Origin of the sequence: Oceanobacillus sp. FSL W7-1281 (genome assembly GCF_037969835.1) — a bacterium.
GTDB lineage: Bacteria > Bacillota > Bacilli > Bacillales > Amphibacillaceae > Oceanobacillus > Oceanobacillus oncorhynchi.
Genome location: NZ_CP150214.1, coordinates 244,695 through 268,250, shown reverse-complemented (window position 1 = coordinate 268,250; position 23,556 = coordinate 244,695). Strand labels below are relative to the sequence as shown.

The following is a 23,556-nucleotide window of genomic DNA, read 5'->3' as shown; positions in this document are numbered from 1 at the left end:
AAACTATTTTGATTATAACACGAATTCTATCGTTTTTTCATTCAGAAGATACTTATTTCGTGACTGGAACTATGTTCGCAGCATTACCGTAATGCATTGGTGTTTCCAACTTCTAACATATACCAAAAACGCTGGACTACTCAGACTATGGCCGGCTCTTTACTAATGGCGAACTGTTGTTCAAATAATATGAGATTTTTATCCTGATAAAGAAAAAAACGAGATAAAATTATCCCGTTTTTTCTGTGTTTTATAATTGTCATGCTTGTAGTGAGCCATGAAGGATTCGAACCTTCGACCCTCTGATTAAAAGTCAGATGCTCTACCGACTGAGCTAATGGCTCCCATTTAAAATAGAATGATATCTTACTTCGTGCTTCGCCGTTTGGTGGACCCCTGCATCTGCAAGCATTCGCTTCGAAGGGAATGCTTCGGGGTTACTCGAAGATTATTCGGTAGAAGTTTCGCTCGTTGCTCTACCGACTGAGCTAATGGCTCCTATGATAAGACAGGTCATTATGTATAGCCTCTGTCCATAAAAAAATACTATTATCAGTAATAGTATTATCATGTATTTCTTCTAAAAAATAAAAATGGCTGGGCCACCAGGATTCGAACCTGGGGTACACGGGATCAAAACCCGATGCCTTACCGCTTGGCTATGGCCCAATAAAAACATGGTGGAGGGGGGCAGATTCGAACTGCCGAACCCTGAGGGAGCGGATTTACAGTCCGCCGCGTTTAGCCACTTCGCTACCCCTCCATAATATTGTTAACCATATTATCAATTATATACATGAAAAAATGGTGCCGGCCAGAGGACTTGAACCCCCAACCTACTGATTACAAGTCAGTTGCTCTACCAGTTGAGCTAGGCCGGCATGATGGTGGAGGATGCAGGGCTCGAACCTGCGACCCCCTGCTTGTAAGGCAGGTGCTCTCCCAGCTGAGCTAATCCTCCATTTGATGACCCGTACGGGATTCGAACCCGTGTTACCGCCGTGAAAGGGCGGTGTCTTAACCGCTTGACCAACGGGCCATAATGCGTTTCTGAGAGGCTTTTTGAAAGCATCTCTCGCAAACTGACGAATTTTATTATATCGAGGAACCAACCGTTTGTAAAGGGAAAAATGAAAAAAACTTTATTTTATTTTTCAAAAGTCGCTAAAATGCTCCCCAAAACCTGTTATAACAAGATTTCCAAAGCTTAATATTTCTTATTTTGACTCGTTTCTTCTATAGTATAAAACCAGTGGCAGTATCTATTTTTCTATAGCAGGAAAACCCTGACACTCTAAATCAGAAAAGAAAAACAGTTTATAACTTTATCACCTGGTACTAATCCGTTATAATAGATGCTAAGTTAAATGTTGAATGGAGGATACGTATGACAAAATTATTAGAAGGTAAAAACATTGTTGTAATGGGCGTCGCTAACGAAAGAAGTATTGCTTGGGGTATTACAAAATCTCTACATAATGCCGGAGCGAACCTTATTTTCACCAATAGACAGGAAAGATCCTACAAAAAATTAGTAAAACTTTTAGAGAAGCATGAAATTGAACCAAAAGCAATCATCTCTTGCGATGTTGAATCCGATGAAAGTATCCAGGGAGCCTTTAATGAAATAAAAGAAAAAATCGGCGTGATTCACGGCTTGGTTCACTCTGTTGCCTTTGCTAAACGGGAAGACCTGCAGGGTGAATTTGTCACTACTTCCCGCGATGGTTTCCTGCTTGCTCAAGAAATCAGCGCTTATTCCTTAGTAACCATAACAAATGCTGCGAAGGAACTGATGACTGAAGGCGGTTCGATCGTTACCCAAACTTACATCGGAGCAGAACAAGTCGTTCCCGGCTATAACGTGATGGGTGTTGCTAAAGCTTCTCTGGAAGCAAGCGTCCGCTACTTAGCTGAAGATGTGGGCAAAGACGGTATTCGCGTGAACGCTGTGTCGGCCGGTCCAATCCGAACACTCTCTGCAAAAGGAGTAGCTAACTTCAACGAAAAATCTCAAGTTGTGGAAGAAAAAGCTCCGCTGCGCCGCAACATCGACCAAGAGGAAGTTGGAGATGCAACATTATTCCTTCTTAGCGAACTGGCACGTGGAATCACCGGCGAAGTATTGCATGTAGATGCCGGATTTAATATTATTGGCGGCTAATCTCTCAAAAACTGTCTCTCTTCATTATTTAAGAAGAGGCAGTTTTTTTTATTAACTAAATCCATGTTCTCTACTACGTTTAATCACTTTTTATTCTGGGAACAAGTAGTAATGGATATTCAAAAAGGCTGATAACGTGTGTTGAATATTCTTTATTGAAAAACAAGCAAAGAGGTGGAGAAAATGTATAACTATATACAGCATTATATTAACGGTCAGTGGGTTGATTCCACTGGAAACGAAACAATTGATGTAATCAACCCTGCAACAGAAGAAAAAATTGGTGAAATCAGCTCTGGTACCAAAGAGGATCTTGATAAAGCAGTTCAAGCTGCACGGGATGCTTTCCCAGCATTTTCACAAACAACCAAAGAGGAACGTGCTGATTTATTAGACCGTATCGCAGATGAATATGAAAAACGAAAAGATCAATTTATTGAAGTTATCATGGCTGAGCTTGGCTCTCCAGTAACATTTACAACCAACGTGCAGTATCAGATGGGATTAAATCACTTCCGGACAGCAGCAAAGCTCGTACGTGATTTTGACTTCACAGAAAACCGGGAAAACTCCTTTATTCAAAAGGATGCGATTGGCGTCGCTGGTTTAATCACGCCTTGGAATTTCCCGACAAATCAGGCGTCTACAAAGCTCGCTAGTGCGTTTGCAGCAGGCAGCACCGTCGTATTAAAACCATCAACAGAAACACCTTTCGCAGCTGTCTTATTAAAAGAAGTGTTCGAAGCTGCCGGTGTTCCAAAAGGCGTATTCAATCTGGTAAACGGTACTGGCTCTACCATCGGTAACGGCATCAGCTCTCATCCAGATATCGACTTTGTCTCTTTTACAGGCTCCGGCGGCGTAGGTACGAAAATTATGGAAAACGCCGCTCAAGATATTAAAAAGGTTTCCTTAGAGCTTGGCGGTAAATCGCCAATTGTCGTATTGGATGATGCAGATGTGGATTATGCTGCAAAAACAGCTATTTCCCATATCGCCGGCAATACAGGTCAGGTATGTACTGCAGGAACGCGCGCGCTCGTTCCAAAATCCATGCATGATGATTTTATCCAAGCGATTAAAAAACATCTTCCTGAGTACCCTGTAGGCGATCCAAAAGATGAATCTACTTTCACTGGACCGCAAGTATCAGAGGATCAATGGAATACCGTCCAAGATTATATTCAAAAAGGCATCGACAGCGAAGCAACCCTCGTTGCCGGGGGCACAGGTAAACCAGAAGGCTTAGAAACAGGATATTACTCTAAACTGACTGTATTTACTAACGTAAAACCGGAAGATACGATTGCTCAGGAAGAGATTTTCGGTCCTGTACTTTCCGTTATCACCTATAACGATTTAGATGAAGCAATTGAAATTGCCAATGGTACAATTTATGGGCTAGCAGGCTATGTTGTCGGTAATGATCCGGATGCGCTGACCAAAACAGCAAAAAGCCTTCGTTCCGGCAGAATTGTAGTCAATAATGAACAAGCTGACTTCACCGCTCCATTTGGCGGTTTCGACCAATCTGGTATTGGACGCGAATGGGGAGACTACGGCATCGAAGAATTCTTAGAACCAAAAACGATTGTCGGCTTACCTTAATAAATACCACATCCATTGTCAGCAGCAAATGAGCTGCTGACAATTTTTTTTGCCAAAAATAGCTTGACATCCCCTCTAAAAACCTGTAAATTTTAAATCGTAACGATTACGAATGATAAGAATTACATGTTCATTGTTTGTTTTTTCACGAAGCAAACCATAATAGCAATGATTACTTATTTTTCTTTTTTATAAGAAATTCAAACGTACTATATAAATTAATGGAGGTTCAATTCAATGAAAAAACGGGTCATTCTCTTTTTCGGTTTATTCCTTCTTTTCCTTGCAGGCTGCCAATCTGCAGACGACAGTCAGGACAGAGATCAGGAACAGCTTGAAATTTCTACTACTATTTTTGCATTAGAAGATTTTATTTCCAAAATCGGCGGCGATTATGTCGATGTAGAAAGCATCTACCCGCCAAATGCGGATGCACACACATACGAACCAAGCTCACGTGAGATGGTTGATTTAGCTAAGAAAGATTTATTTATTTATTCCGGTGTCGGTATGGAGCCTTTCGCTTCCAAAGCGGAGGAAATTCTGGACGGAGAAAATGTGGAGGTCTCTGCCATCGGTGAAGATATCCCTCTTCGCGGAGAAGCAGAGCATGCACATGGAAATGAAGAAGAACATTACAACGAGGAAGAAGCAGAGGACAACGGTGACATTATCATTGACGGCATCAATGACCATTATCACAGCGGCGATACAGCTTCTATAGAAGCAGAAGCAAATGTCGATGAAGACATCGTAGAATGGAACTGGTATTTCCGCACAGAGGGTTCAGAGGAATGGGAATTGAATGAAGAAGCGGACGATGCTTCCTTTGAAACACAAATCAACGATACGTTAGAAGTAAAACTGGAGCTTGAAGATGCAGATGGAGAAGTAATTGCCGAATCAGGCATCGTTGAATTATTGATCGATAATCATGATGGCGAAAGCGGTATTGGCGACCCGCATGTTTTCCTCGACCCTGTCATCAGCATTCAATTAGCTGAAAATATTACCGACCTTCTTATCGAAAAAATGCCAGAACACGAAGCATATTTCGCGGAGAATTTAGAGGAATTAGAAGGACAATTGGAGCAGGTGGACCAGGAATTAGCACAAACGATTGAGAACGCAGACCATCCGCAAATGATTGTCTCTCATGCAGCATACGGCTATTGGGAAGATCGATACGGCTTAGAACAAATCAGTATACACGGGCTATCCTCTTCACAGGAGCCTTCTCAATCTGCTTTGGTGGAAATAGTGGATACTGCCCGCGAATATGATTTAAAATATGTTGTCTTTGAACGGAATATCAGCAGCAGAATCAGTGAAATTATCCAGGATGAAATCGGCGCTGACAGCGCGGTCCTAAGTAATATGGAGACCATTACCGAAGAAGATATAGAAAACGGCGAAGATTACTTCAGCCTGATGGAAAAAAATATCGAAACGTTAGAAACCGTACTAAACGATTAAAAAGAAGCTTTCAGCCAGATATGATTTATCAGGCTGAAAGCTTCTTATTTTTGTTCTATCAAAAAGCCAATTCAGCTGTTAAGAAAATCCAAAGAAATTCCTAACAGCATAAGCACAATGAAGGCTGTTACTAAAAAAGTTGTGAACACATTTTAGAATCGTAGCATTTCTTTCCCTCTTATGATATTATAGAATAGACAGAACTCAAGTTCGTTTTTTGGAGGGGTGAGAATGAAATGGCTGCTTACAAAACCTTACAGGTCTGGGCGAAAAAAGGACACCGGATGCATCCGTATTTTCAAAATATGTGCCAACGTGCAAAGAATATTCATAACACAACCAACTTTTACATCCGACAGGTTTTTACAGGTCTCAAACAAGAAAAGGAATTACAGCCGCTTCAAGAAGAAGTACTGGAAACTCTCCAAACGCATTTGCCTGAAATTAATGCGAACCAGCTGAAAGCTTACCAACGGAGGAGTGCGAAAGAACAGGAAAAAACTGAATCACTGCAAAAGGAAATCAAATGTCATTTATTTGAGATGCCTTCAAACAATAATCCATATATTCCTTATCCTTTTTTGAATGCCCTGTTTAAATCGATGAAACAGAACGATTATCAGTCCTTACCAATCCAATCAAGTCAAAGCATTATGAAAACGGTCTTTCAAAATTGGAAATCGTTTTATGGCAGCTTGCGGGAATATAAAAAGGATTCTACAAAATTTAAAGCACGTCCTAGAATACCAGGATATTGTCGATCTAAAGAAAAGGAAATAACCTTTTCAAATCAGGATTGTGTGGTAAAAGATAATAAATTCTTGAAGTTCCCTAAAACAAAAGCACGCCTGAATATAGGGAAGTTAGGTTGTTCGGAAGGAAGGCTCAAACAAGTTCGAGTTGTTCCCAAGTACGGTCAATATGTCGTGGAATTAGTTTTTCAAATTCCTGCAAAAGCAGAGAAAAAAGAATCCAAGAACCGTTTTATGTCTGTTGATTTAGGTATTGATAATCTTGCAACCATTGTCACGAATACAAGCAAAAGGCCAGTTTTAGTGAAGGGCAAAAATATCAAATCCGTCAATCAACGATATAATCAGCTTAAAGCCTATTATACAGGGATCCTCCGTCAAGGAAAAAATACAAACGAGGGGCCGTTTACATCCAAACGTTTGAAGAAAATCAGCCAAAAACGATTTCTTCAAATCAAAGATCTCTTTCATAAAGCCAGTTTTCAAATCTTGGAAATCGCCTTGAAAGAGGATATTGATACCATCATTATCGGGCAGAATAAAGAATGGAAACAACACGCTACTATGGGAAAAAAGAATAATCAGTCCTTTACAGCTATCCCGCACAGCCTGCTTATTACAAATGATCACATACAAAGCAGAAAAGCATGGGATAACGGTGATGTTAACAGAAGAATCTTATACGTCGAAGGCAAGCTTTCTCGATAACGATGAAATCCCTGTATATAATTCAACCAATAAAAGAAATGTCTTTTCAGGGAAGCGTGTCAAACGTGGCCTTTACCTGTCGAAAAACAGCGAGCGCATCAACGCAGATGTAAATGGGGCCGCAAATATCATGCGGAAAGTTTTCAAAGATGCGCTTCATCATAGCTTTTCCAGTATCGAAGCTTTACGAAGACCAGTATCTTTGATTGTAAAATAAAAGTAGTCCCTAAGGCAGGACCAATGGGATAGCGGGGTTGGATGTTTTTAGCACATCAACGTGTCAACTCCACTGGCGGTTAATCGTCATCTTGAAAGTCGATACCCCAGAAACCCCCACTTCAAATTTTGTGAGAAATGAAGTGGTGGGAGTATTCATTATTCAGAAACTGGATAAGCATAGGCAACAAAACGATCCGGCGCACTGCCTACAAAGTGAAATGGATAACAGGTTGTTACGACTAATACCTCTTCTCCCATTTCTCCGATAACAGAAGTGTCGTCCTCAGGCACAATTTCCGTTTCTCTTATTTCATACGTATACTCTCCATAAGGCATCTGTACCACAAATGTATCCCCTATCTCCAATTCACCAAAGTCACGGAAAACCGTGTCACGGTGCCCGGATAATAAGATCTGCTCCCCCTGCCCAGGAAAAACGGAATTGGATAAGTGGCCGACTCCTTTTTGCAATGAATCTGGGTCTGTCCCCTCAACGATAGGCAGCGTTTTTCCCAATTTAGGTATCTCTAATGTAGCAAATGCTTCATCCTGGTCAGCATCAAACACTTCTATTGGCTTTTCTGCTTCATCCCCTTCACTGATTCCTTGCTCTATTCTCTCCTCCGCCTGAATTAAAGACTGCTTTTGCGATTGTTCGTGTCCTATAATTTGATAGCCAAAAACACCAATACAAATGACGCCTGCTATAATAAAAAGAATCCCAATCCGTTTCATTGAAGCCGCTCCTTCACCAACCAAAATATGTATCTCCAACACTGAATCTATAACAATTATACTATACTTTCGCTTTTCTATCCAAACCTCGCCAGAAGTTATTTTTCACCGTTTTCATATGTTATAATTAATTTCTAAAATAGAAATGAAGAGGTGCACAATGAATACCGGTCAACGAATCATTCAATTACGGTCGCAACGGAATTGGACACAAAAAGAGCTCGCTAAACGGGTAAATATGAATGTCAGTGTCATGAATCGAATTGAATCTGGCGAACGCCCAATTAAAGGAGATGAATTAACCGCTATTGCCGATACATTGAAGGTTACTGCAGACTATTTATTAGGCAGAGCAGAAGAAGCTCCTTCTAGTGCAGCTGACCAAGAGAAGGGATTGATCCAGCACATTCAAAAGATAAGTCCCGATGCCGAAGCGATGCTCCGTGATATGGCAGCTCTCACTTCCGAGGAAATAAAGGATGTGTATGATTATATGTTATTTAAAAAGAGCAGAAGAAAGGATTGAGAATCCTGTTTCTATCTGTTTCGCCCCATGACGTTGGCACGGTGATTTAAAATGCACCCAAGCTGTTGAACAGCCATTCTTGTAAACTTCTACCTGAAAGGGGTGATGTATTGCCAAAACTCGAATTCGTCTGCCCTCCGGCGAATGTACAGTTTCTTTTAAAAGGTACAATGAAACACCTATACGATAGAGGGAAAAATACAACCATAAATGGAAACGCATTCAAAAAGCAGAAAGCGAGGATAATAATATGAGAAAACCAGTCGTTGGAATCAGCTATAAAACATATGTTAACACAATCGACAAAGCAACGGAATTAGTAAAAGCCTTAGCAGAAGTGGCCAAAAACGAAAACGAAGTAGAAAAATTCGCCTTCCCATCTTTAGGTGTCCTCTACCCAGCAGCACAAGCCTTAAAAGGGTCTGAAATTGCCTTTGGCGCACAAAATATTTCACCCTATGAAAATGGCGCTTATACCGGAGAGATTTCGATCGAATCCATTATCGACATAGGCGCAACCTATGTGGAAATTGGCCATGCAGAAAGACAACATATTTTCCACGAAACACTGGAAATGATTCATTTAAAAACTAAGCTCACGCTGGAAAAAGGGCTGACTCCTGTTCTATGCATTGGTGAAGAAGCGTACTTGGAGAATAAATCGGAGCGGAAACAGGTATTGAAGGAACAAATCCTTACTTCCTTTGGTGAGGTCGACACACAACATATTGGAAGGGTTATCTTAGCTTATGAGCCAGTCTGGGCAATCGGAAAGGCAGAAGCAGCCGATGCAGCATACGTGCAACAGACACATGAACTAATCCGCGAAATTGTTAAAGAAGCATACCATACAGAAACAGCAGAAGCCATCCGTATCATTTATGGCGGTTCGGTGAGCAAAGACAATGTCTATGAGATTATCACCCATGACGATGTAGACGGCGTATTCATTGGCCGATTCGGACATGACCCTGCAAATTACAAACAAATTCTTCATACGGTGAAACAAGTAAAAATAAAATAAAAGCAAATGAAATAAAATAATAATTGATTTAAAAAATAATTAAAGCCTTTAACGTCCTCTCGTATATCTAAAATGTATACTTTGAATCAAAAGAATCTTTTTCCGTAGAATTGTACACAGTCGAAAAAGATGCTTCCATAAAGTATGCAATTTTATTTTCATTTATTATCATATTGATTAAAAATGAAAATAAAAGTTGATAAAAGAAAATTAGAAGTATATAATGAAAGTAGATTAAATATACGAGAGGAGTTTGCAGAATGAAAATTGGTATTGGTGCAGACCATAACGGATATGAATTAAAAGAAACGTTAAAGAAATTTATTGAAGAATCAACCGATCATGAAGTGGTGGACTTCGGAGCACATTCCGGCGATGCTGTGGACTATCCTGGGGTTTCCTTCAATGTAGCAGAAGCCATCAGCGAGAAGAAAATAGAACGCGGCGTGCTTATTTGCGGAACTGGTCTCGGCGTTGCAATTGCAGCTAATAAATACCCAGGAATCCGCGCAGCAACAGCGCATGACACGTACTCTGCAGAACGCGCTCAATTAAGTAATAACGCCCAAATCATCGCAATGGGAGCCCAAGTCATCGGACCAGAGTCCGCTAAAAAAGTAGTGGAAGCCTATCTGAATGTAGCATGGTCCGGCGGATCTCAACGCAAAGTAGATCAAATCACTGACAGAGAAAGCCAATTTCTTGATCAGAACTTCAAAGATGCAGCAAAAAGTTCTTGTTAACGCTTTCAATATTATCATAAGGAAAAGCACTGTACGTAAGAAAATTCTTGTACAGTGCTTTTCCTTAAAGTTATTTAAAAACAAAAAATTACTGCCTTTACAGCGCAGAAATCACTTGAATATTATGATTCACAAGAATCCGCTCTGTATCCGAATCAATGGAATCATTGGTAATAAGTACATCTATCTGATCTGTACTTGCAAACGGCGCACTAGAAGTCACCCCAATTTTAGAATGGTCAATAACAGCCACAATTTTCTGCGCTTTCTTCACCATATGTTGTTTTAATTCAACCTCATACAAATTAAAATCGGTCATTCCATTTTCTACCGAAAACCCATTGGCAGAAGTAAAAAGAATATCAATATTAAGCTTGTTTAATAACTCCACCCCTAATGTGCCTTCCATTGTCGTAGAACCCTTCGTCACTACACCACCAATTAAAATAACCGTAATATTCGGGTTATCCTTTAACTCCAGCGCTGTTTGAATCCCGCTCGTTACCACTGTCAGCCGGATCATTTGTTCATTAAGATAGCGTGCTAACTCAAGTGCTGTCGAACTGGCATCGAGCAAGATACATTGCTTTTCTTCAATGAACTGAAAAGCTTCCTTAGCAATCAATGATTTTTCTTTACGGTTTTGCTTTTCACGCACAGAAAAACTGGTGTCATAATCCACTTCACTCTGTTGATTTAACATTGCACCGCCATGTGTACGAGTTAAAAGACCGTTTTTCTCCATTTTGTTTAAATCTGTACGCAAGGTTGCTTCAGACACACCGATTTGCTCCGACAATTCTTTCACGGTCAGCCGCTGCTTATCATGCAAGAGTTCCATTATCTTGTTTCTTCTTTCCGTAACAAACATTTTCATCATCCGTCATCCTCGCAAAAAAAGTATCTATTCCTATTCCTAATTAGTCCATAGTTGTCTATGGTGTATTATACCATAAAATGAATGAATAAAATAATAAATGAAAGCGATTGATAATTTTACTTTAAATAATGAGTTTTTTTATTAAAAGTTATGTATCCATGCTCCCTAAGCAGAAACAAAGGAAATGAAATATCCTCCATCTATCGGATTCGGTTTGCTCCCGATTCTTCATAGATGAGGATATGATGAGTTTGGCAGAATTAATATTGGGTTCACCAAAAAATTAAATCTATGCGGATCCTAAACAAATAAATGCTCCACTTGTGCCACAATATTTTCAACACAAAATCCATATTCTTCGATTAACTTATCTCCATTTCCAGAAGCCCCAAACGTATCTATACCAATCATTACTCCATCATTACCAAGATAACGGTCCCACCCAAATGGAGAGGCCATTTCAATAACAACCCGCTTCTTCACGTTAGGCAGCAAAACACTTTCTTTATAAGAGGATGTTTGTACTTCAAAACGATCCCAAGATGGCATACTTACGACAGAAGTATCTATATTCTTCTCCCGCAATACCTTTTGAGCCTCGACAGCCAGCTGAACTTCAGAACCGGTTGCCAAAAGAATAGCATCAGGCTCATCTTGAGAAGAATCACTCACCACATAAGCGCCTTTCTTCACACCTTCATAAGCACTTTCCTTTGTTCCTGGTAAAGTCGGAAGGTTCTGCCTCGATAATACGATAGCTGTGGGCTGATCCGTTGACTCCAAAGCCAGTCTCCATGCTGCCTGCGTTTCATTTCCATCCGCAGGTCTAATAAGAGACAAACCAGGCATTGCACGGAAAGAAGCAAGATGCTCCACCGGTTCATGAGTGGGCCCGTCTTCTCCAACTGCAATAGAATCATGTGTCCAAACATAGGTGACTGGCAATTTCATTAAAGAAGACAATCTTACTGCCGGACGTAAATAATCACTGAATACAAAGAAGGTGCCGCCAAATACGTTTAACCCGCCATGAAGGGCCATCCCATTAAGCGCTGCCGCCATTGCAAATTCACGCACTCCAAACCAGATATTTTTCCCGGCGTAATCATCCTTTGAAAAATCAGATACATCCTTTATCGTTGTTTTATTAGATCCTGCCAAATCCGCACTGCCCCCGATGAAATTAGGTACATTTTCTGCGATAGCATTTAATACTTCTCCAGACGAAGCTCGCGTTGCCAAAGAAGAACCAGCTTCATAGGCCGGGAGATTTTTATTCCAATTAGCCGGTAACTCTCCCTTTATCGCTGATTGCAATTGTTTCCCCTCTTCCGGATACTTATCGATATAAGCTTCAACCAGTTCATTCCAATCACTTTCCGCCTTGGCACCTTTTTCTACAACTTTATTTTTAAAATCTTCATATACTTCAATGGGGACGTGAAAAGCATCATATTCCCAGCTATAGTTTTCTTTCGTAAGTTTTGCTTCCTCTTCACCAAGAGGCGCACCATGCGAAGAAGACGACCCGGATTTATTTGGCGACCCATACCCAATTACCGTTTTCACTTCAATTAACGTCGGCTGTCCAGTATTTTGTTTAGCTGCTTCCATTGCTTTTCTTAAAGCATCGACATCATTTCCATCTTCCACCCGAATGACTTCCCAGCCATAGCTTTGAAAACGCTCCTGTACATTCTCTGAAAAAGATCTATCCAAATCACCATCTAGTGAAATATCATTTGAATCATACAAGACAACTAATTTACCTAAACCAAGGTGTCCGGCTAAGGAGGCTGTTTCATGAGAAATTCCTTCCATTAAATCCCCATCACCTACAAGTGCAAAGGTATGATGATCGACTACATGAAATTCATCCTTATTATAAGTAGCAGCCAGGTGCGTTTCCGCTATCGCCATCCCGACAGCTGTCGCAATTCCTTGTCCGAGCGGACCAGTTGTGGTTTCTACGCCATCCGTATGATGCACTTCCGGATGTCCTGGCGTTTTAGATCCATACTGACGAAAATTTTTAATATCATTTAATGATACGTCATAGCCTGATAAATGCAGTAAACTGTATAAGAGCATCGAACCATGACCAGCCGAAAGGACAAAACGGTCACGATTAAACCACTTTGAGCTTTTTGGATGATGCTTCATAAATTCCGTCCATAACGTGTAAGCCATTGGCGCTGCACCCATCGGCAGACCGGGATGCCCTGAATTTGCTTTTTCAATGGCATCAATGGATAATGTACGAATTGTATTAATAGATAATTGTTCTGTCGATACGTTTGTAGTACTTGTCATTTTGAATCACCTTCTCCTTATTTTATATAAGCTATTGTTTTTAATCGCTTCAATAATATAGAGGCACTCCTTAGAAATGCCTCTATATTAACCTCATATCTATTTATTTAATTGCTCTACCCATTCTCTCATGGATTTAAAGATGATCCATACACTTGTAGCTCCAGCATCCTGATTACCAAGCGCTCTTTCTCCTAAAGATTTTGCTCTTCCAAATTTCGCAATATAATTCTTAGAATTCTCTACTCCATCAGCAGCATTTTCTTCTGCTTTTTTCAAAGCTTCTAACAGTGTTGCAGAGTCAGTTACACTTTCTTTCAACCCATTAACAGCCGGCTCCAGAGCGTCAATCATTGTTTTATCTCCTAAACTGGCTTTACCTCGCTGCTTAATCGCTTCTAAGGATGCACTAAAAATTTCCGAAAGTACAGGTACATCCAATTCACTTTTAGAATCCAGATCTTTTACACCGCCAAGAAACATCGTGCCGAAAATAACGCCAGAAGCTCCTCCCATAGATTGCACCATGGACATACCCGTCGTTTTAAAAATATCATTAACCGTTGTAAATTCTTGATTCTTTAGATTTTCTTCCACTTTTTCAAAGCCTACTGACATACCAATTCCATGGTCGCCATCACCAATCGCACTATCCACTTTTGTTAACAATGGCTTATTTTCTCTTATTTTTTCTCCTGCATAGAGAATCATTGCTTTTGTTTGCGCAGCATCCAATTTTTTTACGTCCGTTGCCGTCATTGTAAATCCCTCCAACTCCATTATTTCTTGTAGTATGGTGCATTTGCCGGAGCATCATAATATGCTTTTAATTCATCATCCAATTTCAGTAAAGAAATCGAAAATCCACCCATTTCCTGGGTTGTACAATAATTATTTACATCGATATCATGAATGCCAATTCCTTTTTCATCCAGAATTTGCGCTACTTTGCGGTTAACGATAAATAGCTCCATTAACGTTGTTGAGCCAAGTCCATTGATTAAAACACTCACTTCATCATCCGAGGTCAATTGGCTTTCATCTAACAACTTTTCCATTAATTGATTGGTAAGTTCATCAGCCGGCATTAGTTTTGTCCGCTCCATCCCTGGTTCTCCGTGGATACCCATGCCTAACTCTATTTCATCATCAGCTAATGTAAACGTAGGTTCTCCAGAATCAGGAATGGTTCCCGGCGATAATGCTACCCCAATAGAGTAAGTATGTTCATTCGCTTTTTGTGATACCGCTGTCACTTCTTCTAAAGAAAGACCTTTCTCAGCAGCTGCTCCTGCCACTTTAATAACGAAAATATCTCCCGCGATTCCACGGCGATCTTCTTTTCTTTCTAACGGTGCAGAAACCACATCATCCGTCACTTTAACAGTCGTCGTCTGCACATCTTCAAATTCAAGTAACTCTGCTGCCATATCAAAGTTAAGAACATCCCCTGCATAGTTCCCATATATAAATAAAACTCCTTTACCAGAGTCCACTGTTTTCGCTACCTCTTGAACCGTATTCGGCGTAGGAGCAGCAAAAACATTTCCAATCGCAACTCCGTCAGCCAGCCCATCACCAACTACACCAAAGAAAAGAGGTTCATGACCGCTTCCGCCACCAGTAACAACAGCAACTTTATCTTTTAATTCTTTTTTAACGATTCCGTTTACTCCCTCTACTTTTTGGAAGCTACCATGATGCGCGCGCATGATCCCTTCTAACATTTCTTCAACTACATCACCTGGATTGTTAATGACTTTTTTCATGAGAGGAACCTCCTCGGTTATTTATGTATTGTTTTGCAGAGTTCTCTCCTTTCTCTTTAGAGGAGGGAACTCTACAAGTTGTAATAGCTTTACTTATAGCCGTTATTGATTAATTTCACACACAATTTTAATGACTCTTCTAGTGCATTTGAATCGGCAATTCCTTTACCTGCAATATCAAATGCTGTCCCATGAGCAGGGGTTGTAATTACAATTGGCAATCCCCCACTAATCGTAATTCCTTTGCTAAATCCTAATGTTTTCATTCCTATTTGAGCTTGGTCATGATACATTGCGAGCAGAGTGTTAAATGATTCTTTTTCTAACCTAAGGAACATTGTATCTGCCGGGAATGGCCCATGAGCATCCACACCATTCTCTTTCGCTTCTTCAATTGCCGGGATGATAATATCATTCTCTTCATCACCTAATAATCCATTATCTCCTGCATGTGGATTCAGCCCAGCAATTGCTATTTTTGGTTTAATACCCGCTTTAGAAACAATCTCATTAGCAAAATAGATACTTTCTAGTACACTTTCTTTAGTAATATTTTCTGCAACTTCTTTTAAAGGCACGTGAGATGTCACACGCGTAAACCATACATCATTCATTACATTCACTTCACTAAATCCTGATTCTAATTCAAATACAGAAGCTACTAAATGAATATCATCCTTAAATTCATACCCGCCCTGATACAGGGCACTTTTATTCATAGAACCATAAGTTAAACCGTCCAACTTTCCTTCTTTTGCCAAATTAAGCGCATATACTAAATTGTCTCCTGCAGCTTTTCCTGAGTCAGCAGATAAAGTACCATATTCGACATCATTAGGATCCGTAGATTTTACATCAATAAGCCATAAGCTGCCCTTCGCAGGATCAACATCGTCTATTGTATCTACCTTTTGATACTTCATTTCATTACCCGCTACCTCAGCACCTCTTTGAAAGATTCTTTCGTCTCCTATTAAAACCCATGTTGCTTGTTCTAAAATTTCTTCCTTTATCATTGCTCTCGCAACAATTTCTGGCCCTACCCCTGCCGCATCTCCATATAATAACCCAACTCGTGGTTTACTCATTTTAACTCCTCCAATGTATAATAAGCTTCTGTTTAAATATTTAAGCAGAATAATCTGCTTTATTAACTTTTCTATCTCTTATATATTTCATAATTATTGGTAAAAATAACATAACAATTGATACTACAATTAAGGTTAAACTGATTGGCCGAGTGAAAAATATTGAAAAATCACCATCAGACATTTGAACTGAACGTCGAAATTGACTTTCTGCAATTGGACCTAAAACAACGCCCAAAATAATTGTAGCCAATGGGAATTTGAATTTTTCAAGGAGATATCCAATAATACCGAAAATCACCATTACAATTACATCAAAAAAACTATTTCTCAGTGTATAAGTTCCAATTAAACAAAGAACAACAATTAATGGTCCCAGAATGGAATACGGAACCTTCACTATTTTCTCAAAAATTTTAATGAATGGTGTTGAAAGAAACAACATTAAAATATTAGAAATTAATAAGCCTGCAAAAATGGTATACATTAAAACAGGGTCAGAATTAAATAACATTGGTCCAGGCTGCATTCCATGAAGTATAAATGCTCCAATTAAAATTGCTGCTGTTGCTCCTCCTGGTATCCCTAATGAAAGCAAAGGTACTAATGTACCAATACCAGCAGAGTTACTAGCTGCTTCTGATGCAGCAATTCCTTTTGGATTCCCTTTACCGAAAGTGTCTTTTTCCTCTTTTTTAGACCAGCGAACTGTTTCACTATATGCCAGCATTGCTGCTGTTGTTGCTCCGACGCCTGGTAAAATCCCAATGAACATACCAAGTACTGATGTACCTGCAATTGTTCCTCTAATTTTCTTAAATATCTCTCTTTCAAATAGTTTTGTTTTTACTACTTTTATTGCATTGCCCAAACTATGAGATTCTGTACTGCGTTTAATGAATTCTGACAATGCAAAGAGTCCGGTAATCACAGGAATTAATTCGATACCTGACGTTAATGGCGTATAATTAAAGGTATACCTCAAAGTTCCCGTTAAAGCATCCATTCCTACCGTTGCAATCATTAAGCCAAATAAAACTCCTATTAACCCTTTCAAAATATCCTTCCCACTTAAAGATGCTACAACAGTTAGCCCCATAAATGCTAAAGCAAAATACTCTGGTGATGAAAATGATAAAGCTACATTAGCAAGCAATGGCGTTAACGTGATTAAACAGAAAACTCCAAATAAACTACCTAACACCGCACTAATAATTGTAATACCTAACGCGCGCCCGGCATATCCTTGTTGCGCCATAGGATAGCCATCATAAGTGGTAAAAATCGCTTCCGGCGTTCCTGGGGTACGAAGTAATATCGATCCAAAAGCACCAGATAATGCTGTAACCGAATAAATCCCTGTGAGTAATATAAAAGCTGCAGCAGGCTCAAATGAGTATGTAACTGGTAGTAATATAACAATCAACATCGTTCCACTTAACCCTGGTATTGCTCCACCTATGTAACCTATAACAATGGACAGAAATAACATTAATAAGTTCATTGGTTCAGTCACAACATTTAATATCCCTATCCATAAGTACTCTAGCATATTCTCCCTCCTTGACTTAAACGGTTATTAATATATTCACAAATTTGAAATTTAATGGATTCACTATCTTAATAAAACCAAAAACTTAGTTCTCTAAATATCCCTATCCCACGCGGTAGCGGAACAGATAAAACATGTGAAAACAATGCTATACACAAGCCCGTGATTATTATTGAGAGAATTAATAATAACAATTTCTTTTTTGCACCTAGTACTTGTGTGAGTACAAATAAAAATATAATTGTTGAGAGAATAAAACCAATAAAGAATATACCTAATGCGTAAAGTATAATTGATGACATAGATATTAAACTCAAAGGTATATTAAACAGTTTCCTCTCAGGATCTTCAGGATCCTCAGCCCAGGTCACATTTCCATTAACTATTCTTTTATGACTTATAAAAGTTTTAATAATCCCCATAAAAGCAAAGATTAGCATCATAATTAAAATAATCAGTGGCCAAAATTTCGGGCCTAAAGTGGCTGTAGTATTCGCAGAATGAATTTGTGTTGTAGCCGATAAAAAGAAAATTGCAACCAAAATTACAATCCCATAAAATATATAATCTTTTTTATAAGAAGCCATACTTTCTCACTCCCTTTAATTAAATTCAAGAGGAGGAATCCCTCCTCCAATTTAAATTATTGTTGAAGCTCACTCATAATCACTTCGTATTTTTCAATTAATTCTTCCGTTCTCTCTTCAAAATCATCTGAATTTAACCACCCATCTCTTAGATGTAAATAATTGTCCTCTTCATATTTTTTATAATCTTCAGATTCATAAGCTTCTTCCATTGCGCTTTCTAGTATTTCAATAATTTCGGGATCAGTGTCTCTTTTCACATAAAAAGCACGTTCATTACCATCAGTTAAGTCCCATCCCAATTCAACTGTAGTTGGGACATCTGGAAATTCATCAATTCTTTCTTCAGAAAACACTGCCAAAGGGATAATTGAGCCATCATCTGCTAATGACTTTGTCGGACCAAACTCGTCAACCATTGCATCCAGATGTCCACCAAGTACTCCAGCATGCATCTCCCCTGCGCCTTCCATTGGAACAAAGTTCAAATCAATATCTGCTTCTTGTTCTAACATAAACACAGTCATTTCATCCATACCCAATGAACCTGTCCCGCCAACCGTTACTTCTCCCGGGTTTTCTTCAACAGCTTTCATAAATTCGTCGATAGAAGAGAAATCTTCTGCATTAACCCATAATGCGTAAGTATCATTTTGGAAACGAGCAATTGGAATAAAATCATCTAAGCCATGTTGGTTCGTACCTGCAGCAGTTGTAATAGAATAAGCAGCATCAGCAATCAATGTATACCCGTCAGCAGGAGCATTATATGCATTCTGTAAAGCTACAACACCTGCACCGCCTTCTTGGTTAACAACATTAATATTCACATCCAAAATACCCTCTAATTCATTAACAACAGCTCTTGCAAATAAATCTGTTCCTCCTCCGGCACCATGCCCAACTAATACTTCAATATTCCTAGAAGGGTAATCGGATGCTTCACCGGATCCAGATGAAGCATCCGAATCATCACTACATGCCGCCAAAAATATAGTGAAAATTGATATTAAAACTATTAAATAATTGATTTTACTTTTCATCTTAAGTCCTCCTAAAAATCATATATCTCCTCTTCATTTGAAACTAATTTACAATTGGCTTTAAGTTTTTCTCAACATATTTCCTAACATTTAAAATTACTTTATTTGGATCTTCCGCAGCTTCTTCTGTTTCTTCCTCAATCATTATCCAACCGTTATAATCACTATCTTTAAGTATTTTTACGATGTAAAGGAAATCAATATCACCTGTGCCCATTTCTTTCCACTCATTATTATTAGAACAATCCTTCAAATGTACATGTTTAATAATAGAAAGATTGTCTTTAATAATTTCTTCTGGACGCATTCCTCCAGCTTTTATATGACCAGCATCAGGAGTATAACTCATATATGTTTTATCTAGTAGTTCAAACAAAACATCGTAATCTTGTTTTGTTCTAAAATAAGATGTTTTTGGCGAAGCAGGGTGAAAAGAAGCTTGTACTCCTTTTTCATGCGCTCTTTTTCCAACAGCGTTTGCACAAGCAATAATCTGTTTTTGACGTTCTAATAAATTGTCTCTATTAGGCCCGACACGTGAGGGGAGATTCATAACTGCTCCAGGAAAGTTTGCCAGATAATCAATATAATAGTCTGCATGTTCCTTTTCTTCTTCTGTTTCCTCATCATTTGCCCAAGTGAAGGGTACCGTTAAAGCTGCTAAATATATACTTCTTTCATCCAAGGCTTTTTTTAATTTTTCAGGGTTATTTTGATATCTTCCAAGCATTGCTACCTGTACGTCCACTCCTTTAAATCCTGCATTGTTTACTGCGTCCATTACATTATCTAAATAATCTGTCTCTTTATCATAATCTAGTTCCCAAGTTGATGTATGACAACCAAATTTAATACTCATTTGTAACCTCCCTATTTGTATAAAGGATAAAACTCTAAAAAGTAATTTGAAATCGGTTTCAAAATCCTTAGATTAATATTATCATTTATTTTCGATTTGTCAATAATATTTTTGTTTTTTTGTGATAAATTTAGTTAATACTTTTTTTCATTGTTGATTATATTTGCGATTATTATTTATACCATCTTTTATTTTGATAATTTTTCCTATTAAAACATATAAAGAACCTGTTTTGTTTCGATAACCCTCTTAAAATAAGAATAATTACTTAACTCCTTCTATCTTATATAACTTAGATGTAACGCTTGACTATACTTATGGAAACTACCCTTGTTAGTTACCGTATGTGTCAGAAATTATGAAGTCATCAGGTTTTCAATATGGTTGATTAAATAATGCGTTCAACCTAACAAAGAATTACAGTTTATTGGCTATTAAAATATTACACCAAACGAAAGTAATTGAAAATAATCAAAAAGAAGAAATTTATAAATGGAACGAAGATGTGTTGAAAAGAATTACATAGAAATAATTACAACATTGAGGATAAAACAGAATAATAATTGAAAAATTTTATTTATCATTCACCGAGAAAAACATTTTGAGGGATTAGTTATCTAATAGAGAAATCTATTACTTACGGCACATAAAAAAAGGGGTGTCAGTATATGTAGTTCCGTAACTGAATACCCCTTATAGTTTATTCTTTATCAACAAGATAAAGTGAAATGCTTTCTAATAGGTCATCGCAGCTGTCTGCATGAACTCTTAGTTTTAATGGTTCTGTCAAATCCAGGCTGAATATCCCCATAATGGATTTTGCACTTAATATATATGTGTCAGAAATAACCTCTGCTTTGTATTCAAACCCAGATACTCTTTCTACAAAATCTTTTACATCATTAATTTTATCTAATTTAACATAACGCTCAACCATCGAACTCCTCCTCCAATACTTTTCTTTATCATTTAACTCTTCTATAATAGATTATAATGCATTTATTCTATCAAGATACATACTATTTATTTTCTCATTCATCCCGTATTTTGTAAACTTTTTTCAAAGCTGTTGTATCTATCTACATAGAAAATAATCAAGTAAGTCAAGGTAATTACTGCATTTAGGGAGGCGTTCCTTTGAATCATGGTCTAATTCATCATATTGAAATTTATGTTTCTAATTTAAATAAAACGATTCATTTTTGGGACTGGTTTTTAAGCGAGCTGAGATATACACCTTTTCAAAAATGGGAAGGCGGGCAAAGCTGGAAACTGGGAGAAACGTATCTCGTTTTTGTACAAGCGGAAGAAAGATTTCTGGATATTCCTTATCATCGATGCCGCGTTGGCTTAAATCACTTAGCCTTCCATGCAGACTCCCGGAAATTTGTAGATGACATGACGAAAAAGCTCCAGCAAAGAGGGGCAACTATTCTTTATGCTGACCAACATCCATTTGCGGGCGGTGAAAATCATTATGCCGTTTATTTTGAAGATCCGGATAGAGTAAAAGTAGAGTTGATTGCACCTTAATATCGGCTATTTGTTATTGTAAAACGAATGTAGTATAGCTAATGCCCTTTATATAAAAAAGGGCATTTTAAAATTTGAAAAAGGCAGAGAAATTAAATTGGATTACACATGTTTTATTTACTCTTTTCCTATATCGGATTGCCAGAGGGAAGAAGACACATTACCTGATCTTAATTATTAAGATAGTGATACTTATTCAATTCCGGCTACATTATTTTATTTCTACTTTATTGAGCTCTTTAAATTCAATTATTAACTATATTAAATTTAATCATCTCCAACATCATACGTTCTTTTAAAACCACTTTCATTTCCTATAATTTAAGCGTTCCAAACGAAGACTGTACTGTTGAATCGAATTATTTACAAAATTCCTGTCACCCTATACTTTCAACACATTAATTTTAACTAAAATTCGACAGGAACATGTAATACAGAGATAGACGCAGTAAAAGGCTGCTCTTCTACAGAAACCAATGTTTAATCAGCTTTTAGCAACTTATTTGCGCAAAAACAACTATTTTTAACGTTTGAGTTAAAAAGCTAATAAGTATAGCATTAATTCTGTTGGCTCATCACAATCATTGTGTATTATAGAGCAATCGATAAAGTTGTTAGATAAGCAGTACATAAAAATGGAGGGTATTTTTACATATGATGAATTTCACGTGGAAAAGGCTAGGGATAATTACTGGTTTATCTCTATCTCTCATTGTTGCAGGCTGCGGTTCCAACGATGGAGACGCACAAGCAGAAGTCAATATTAGTGAAGAACTAGATTATACAATCACAGGAACTGAACCTGGTGCCGGGCAAACTCAAAAAAATGAAGAAGTTTTAGATTCTTACGATAACCTTGCCGGCTGGGAGCAGGAACTGTCTTCCGCAGGGGCAATGTTAACGCAATTAACTGATGCTATTGATAATGAAGAACCAATCGTTTTTAGTGCATGGTCTCCTCACTATAAGTTTGCTCAGTGGGATTTAAAATACTTAGATGATCCACAAGGTATCCATGGGGATGAAGAACAAATCACAACAATAGCCAGAGAGGGACTGAAGGTTGAAATACCTGAAGCGTATACGATTCTTGATCGTATACAGCTAGAGCTTCCAGATGTAGAAGAAGCGCTATTAGAAGCTCAAGAAAAGGATTTTGAAACAGTAGCGCAGGATTGGGCAGATGCTAATCAGGAAATTATTACAGAGTGGACAGACGGTGTAGATTCTGTAGACGGTACTTCCATCGAGCTGGCTCTTTTACCTTGGGATGATGCTATTTTCACAGCAAATGTTGCTAAAATTGCATTAGAACAACAAGGATTTCAAGTAACATTGACACAAGTTGACCCAGCTATTATGTTTGAATCCATCGCCACTGGAAGCGCTGATGCATCTTTAGCTGTATGGATGCCAGTAACACATGCTGGATTATATGAGCAATACGAAAGCGATTTTGATGATTTGGGGCCAAACTTAGATGGCGCTAAGACTGGTTTGGCTGTACCAGCTTATATGGATATTGATTCACTTGAGGATTTAGAACCAAAGGAATAATTCTTAGTTCTAATAATTGTTTTATGATTAAAAGGTCTCCATTCAATAAATATATCTATTGAATGGAGACCTTTTTATTTGATAAATTTTCCTTCTTAACAATACGAACAGCCTCCAGTTTATCTCTAATTTTAATCGTAAAGGATACTATAAAATAGATGTGGATATTTCAATTTACAATGAAATACAAGAAAAAGGTGACATATCCATGAGATGTCATCTAAATCAAGTGATAAGTATTTTCGCTACATTCATATATTAATGTTTATAAATATAATTGTGAAGAATCGGTTTTATAATGAGCTTTACAAAGGAAAAAGAAAATAGTTATGATTGGACAAATTTCAGACAATAAAAATCGAATCACCTAAACAGTTTTATATTCATTAATAGTTTGATTCTCATTCGAGCAAAAAAAGT

The 23,556-nt window shown here is 38.1% G+C and carries 19 protein-coding genes, 6 tRNA genes and 1 pseudogene; 9 read left to right on the top strand and 17 right to left on the bottom strand.

The genetic code is table 11. The features are described 5' to 3' along the window. Positions 1-271: 271 nt before the first annotated feature. From MKX55_RS01435 to MKX55_RS01410, 6 genes are all read right to left on the bottom strand, one after another. Positions 272-344: transfer RNA gene (locus tag MKX55_RS01435), tRNA-Lys, on the bottom strand. A gap of 250 nt (positions 345-594) precedes the next feature. After that, positions 595-669: transfer RNA gene (locus MKX55_RS01430), tRNA-Gln, on the bottom strand. A 9-nt stretch (positions 670-678) separates the two neighbouring features. After that, a tRNA-Tyr gene (locus MKX55_RS01425) sits at positions 679-763 on the bottom strand. Positions 764-805: 42 nt separating this feature from the next. Beyond that, positions 806-881, bottom strand: a tRNA-Thr gene (locus tag MKX55_RS01420). A gap of 4 nt (positions 882-885) precedes the next feature. Then, positions 886-961: transfer RNA gene (locus MKX55_RS01415), tRNA-Val, on the bottom strand. A gap of 6 nt (positions 962-967) precedes the next feature. After that, positions 968-1,039: transfer RNA gene (locus tag MKX55_RS01410), tRNA-Glu, on the bottom strand. A 348-nt stretch (positions 1,040-1,387) separates the two neighbouring features. Here MKX55_RS01410 and fabI point away from each other — a divergent pair. The 4 genes and pseudogenes from fabI to MKX55_RS01390 all read left to right on the top strand — a co-directional run bounded on the left by fabI (position 1,388) and on the right by MKX55_RS01390 (position 6,925). Then, positions 1,388-2,164 (top strand): enoyl-ACP reductase FabI, encoded by a 777-nt coding sequence (gene fabI, locus MKX55_RS01405; protein ID WP_339181631.1) that lies wholly within the window; start codon positions 1,388-1,390, stop codon positions 2,162-2,164. Between the two features lie 183 nt (positions 2,165-2,347). Next, complete coding sequence (locus tag MKX55_RS01400) at positions 2,348-3,772, top strand: aldehyde dehydrogenase family protein (protein WP_339181628.1); 1,425 nt, start codon at positions 2,348-2,350, stop codon at positions 3,770-3,772. 237 nt (positions 3,773-4,009) lie between these two features. After that, positions 4,010-5,248 (top strand): zinc ABC transporter substrate-binding protein, encoded by a 1,239-nt coding sequence (locus MKX55_RS01395; protein WP_339235495.1) that lies wholly within the window; start codon positions 4,010-4,012, stop codon positions 5,246-5,248. A 236-nt stretch (positions 5,249-5,484) separates the two neighbouring features. Further along, positions 5,485-6,925, top strand: a pseudogene (locus MKX55_RS01390) (transposase). Between the two features lie 158 nt (positions 6,926-7,083). Here the strand turns inward: MKX55_RS01390 and MKX55_RS01385 are convergent. Further along, positions 7,084-7,662, bottom strand: a complete 579-nt coding sequence (locus MKX55_RS01385; protein WP_339235493.1) for a class D sortase — start codon at positions 7,660-7,662, stop codon at positions 7,084-7,086. A 160-nt stretch (positions 7,663-7,822) separates the two neighbouring features. On the opposite strand from MKX55_RS01385, the gene MKX55_RS01380 reads away from it, so the two are divergent. The 3 genes from MKX55_RS01380 to MKX55_RS01370 all read left to right on the top strand — a co-directional run bounded on the left by MKX55_RS01380 (position 7,823) and on the right by MKX55_RS01370 (position 9,955). After that, complete coding sequence (locus tag MKX55_RS01380; protein WP_339235490.1) at positions 7,823-8,188, top strand: helix-turn-helix domain-containing protein; 366 nt, start codon at positions 7,823-7,825, stop codon at positions 8,186-8,188. Between the two features lie 250 nt (positions 8,189-8,438). Next, on the top strand, positions 8,439-9,212 hold the full coding sequence (tpiA, locus tag MKX55_RS01375) for a triose-phosphate isomerase (RefSeq protein WP_339235488.1): 774 nt from the start codon (positions 8,439-8,441) through the stop codon (positions 9,210-9,212). A 260-nt stretch (positions 9,213-9,472) separates the two neighbouring features. Next, on the top strand, positions 9,473-9,955 hold the full coding sequence (locus MKX55_RS01370) for an RpiB/LacA/LacB family sugar-phosphate isomerase (protein WP_193065331.1): 483 nt from the start codon (positions 9,473-9,475) through the stop codon (positions 9,953-9,955). Between the two features lie 97 nt (positions 9,956-10,052). Here MKX55_RS01370 and MKX55_RS01365 read toward each other — a convergent pair whose 3' ends face one another. The 10 genes from MKX55_RS01365 to MKX55_RS01320 form a co-directional block, all read right to left on the bottom strand. Further along, positions 10,053-10,835, bottom strand: coding sequence for a DeoR/GlpR family DNA-binding transcription regulator (locus MKX55_RS01365; protein WP_319022584.1), 783 nt, complete (start codon positions 10,833-10,835; stop codon positions 10,053-10,055). Positions 10,836-11,135: 300 nt separating this feature from the next. Further along, positions 11,136-13,148, bottom strand: a complete 2,013-nt coding sequence (gene tkt / locus MKX55_RS01360; RefSeq protein ID WP_339235485.1) for a transketolase — start codon at positions 13,146-13,148, stop codon at positions 11,136-11,138. 99 nt (positions 13,149-13,247) lie between these two features. Beyond that, on the bottom strand, positions 13,248-13,907 hold the full coding sequence (gene dhaL / locus MKX55_RS01355; protein ID WP_339181610.1) for a dihydroxyacetone kinase subunit DhaL: 660 nt from the start codon (positions 13,905-13,907) through the stop codon (positions 13,248-13,250). 20 nt (positions 13,908-13,927) lie between these two features. Beyond that, a complete protein-coding gene (locus tag MKX55_RS01350) occupies positions 13,928-14,917 on the bottom strand; it encodes a dihydroxyacetone kinase subunit DhaK (protein WP_339181608.1) in 990 nt (329 codons plus the stop codon). An 89-nt stretch (positions 14,918-15,006) separates the two neighbouring features. Then, positions 15,007-16,005 carry a 4-hydroxythreonine-4-phosphate dehydrogenase PdxA gene (locus tag MKX55_RS01345; RefSeq protein ID WP_339181605.1) on the bottom strand — a complete coding sequence of 333 codons (999 nt, stop codon included), beginning with the start codon at positions 16,003-16,005 and terminating at the stop codon, positions 15,007-15,009. Positions 16,006-16,045: 40 nt separating this feature from the next. Continuing rightward, positions 16,046-17,557: a tripartite tricarboxylate transporter permease gene (locus tag MKX55_RS01340; RefSeq protein WP_339181603.1), complete on the bottom strand. Its 1,512-nt coding sequence runs from the start codon at positions 17,555-17,557 to the stop codon at positions 16,046-16,048. Between the two features lie 68 nt (positions 17,558-17,625). Further along, the gene (locus MKX55_RS01335; RefSeq protein WP_339235483.1) at positions 17,626-18,144 is read right to left on the bottom strand and encodes a tripartite tricarboxylate transporter TctB family protein; all 519 of its coding nucleotides are present in this window, start codon (positions 18,142-18,144) and stop codon (positions 17,626-17,628) included. A gap of 56 nt (positions 18,145-18,200) precedes the next feature. Continuing rightward, complete coding sequence (locus MKX55_RS01330; protein WP_339181599.1) at positions 18,201-19,187, bottom strand: tripartite tricarboxylate transporter substrate binding protein; 987 nt, start codon at positions 19,185-19,187, stop codon at positions 18,201-18,203. Between the two features lie 43 nt (positions 19,188-19,230). After that, on the bottom strand, positions 19,231-20,046 hold the full coding sequence (locus MKX55_RS01325) for a TIM barrel protein (RefSeq protein WP_339235480.1): 816 nt from the start codon (positions 20,044-20,046) through the stop codon (positions 19,231-19,233). 700 nt (positions 20,047-20,746) lie between these two features. After that, positions 20,747-20,983 (bottom strand): hypothetical protein, encoded by a 237-nt coding sequence (locus MKX55_RS01320; protein WP_042531011.1) that lies wholly within the window; start codon positions 20,981-20,983, stop codon positions 20,747-20,749. Positions 20,984-21,183: 200 nt separating this feature from the next. Between MKX55_RS01320 and MKX55_RS01315 the strand changes: the two genes are divergently transcribed. Next, entirely contained in the window at positions 21,184-21,579 is a 396-nt protein-coding gene (locus MKX55_RS01315; protein WP_339181596.1) for a VOC family protein, read from the top strand. 654 nt (positions 21,580-22,233) lie between these two features. Next, positions 22,234-23,136: a glycine betaine ABC transporter substrate-binding protein gene (locus MKX55_RS01310; protein ID WP_339235479.1), complete on the top strand. Its 903-nt coding sequence runs from the start codon at positions 22,234-22,236 to the stop codon at positions 23,134-23,136. Positions 23,137-23,556 lie beyond the last annotated feature (420 nt).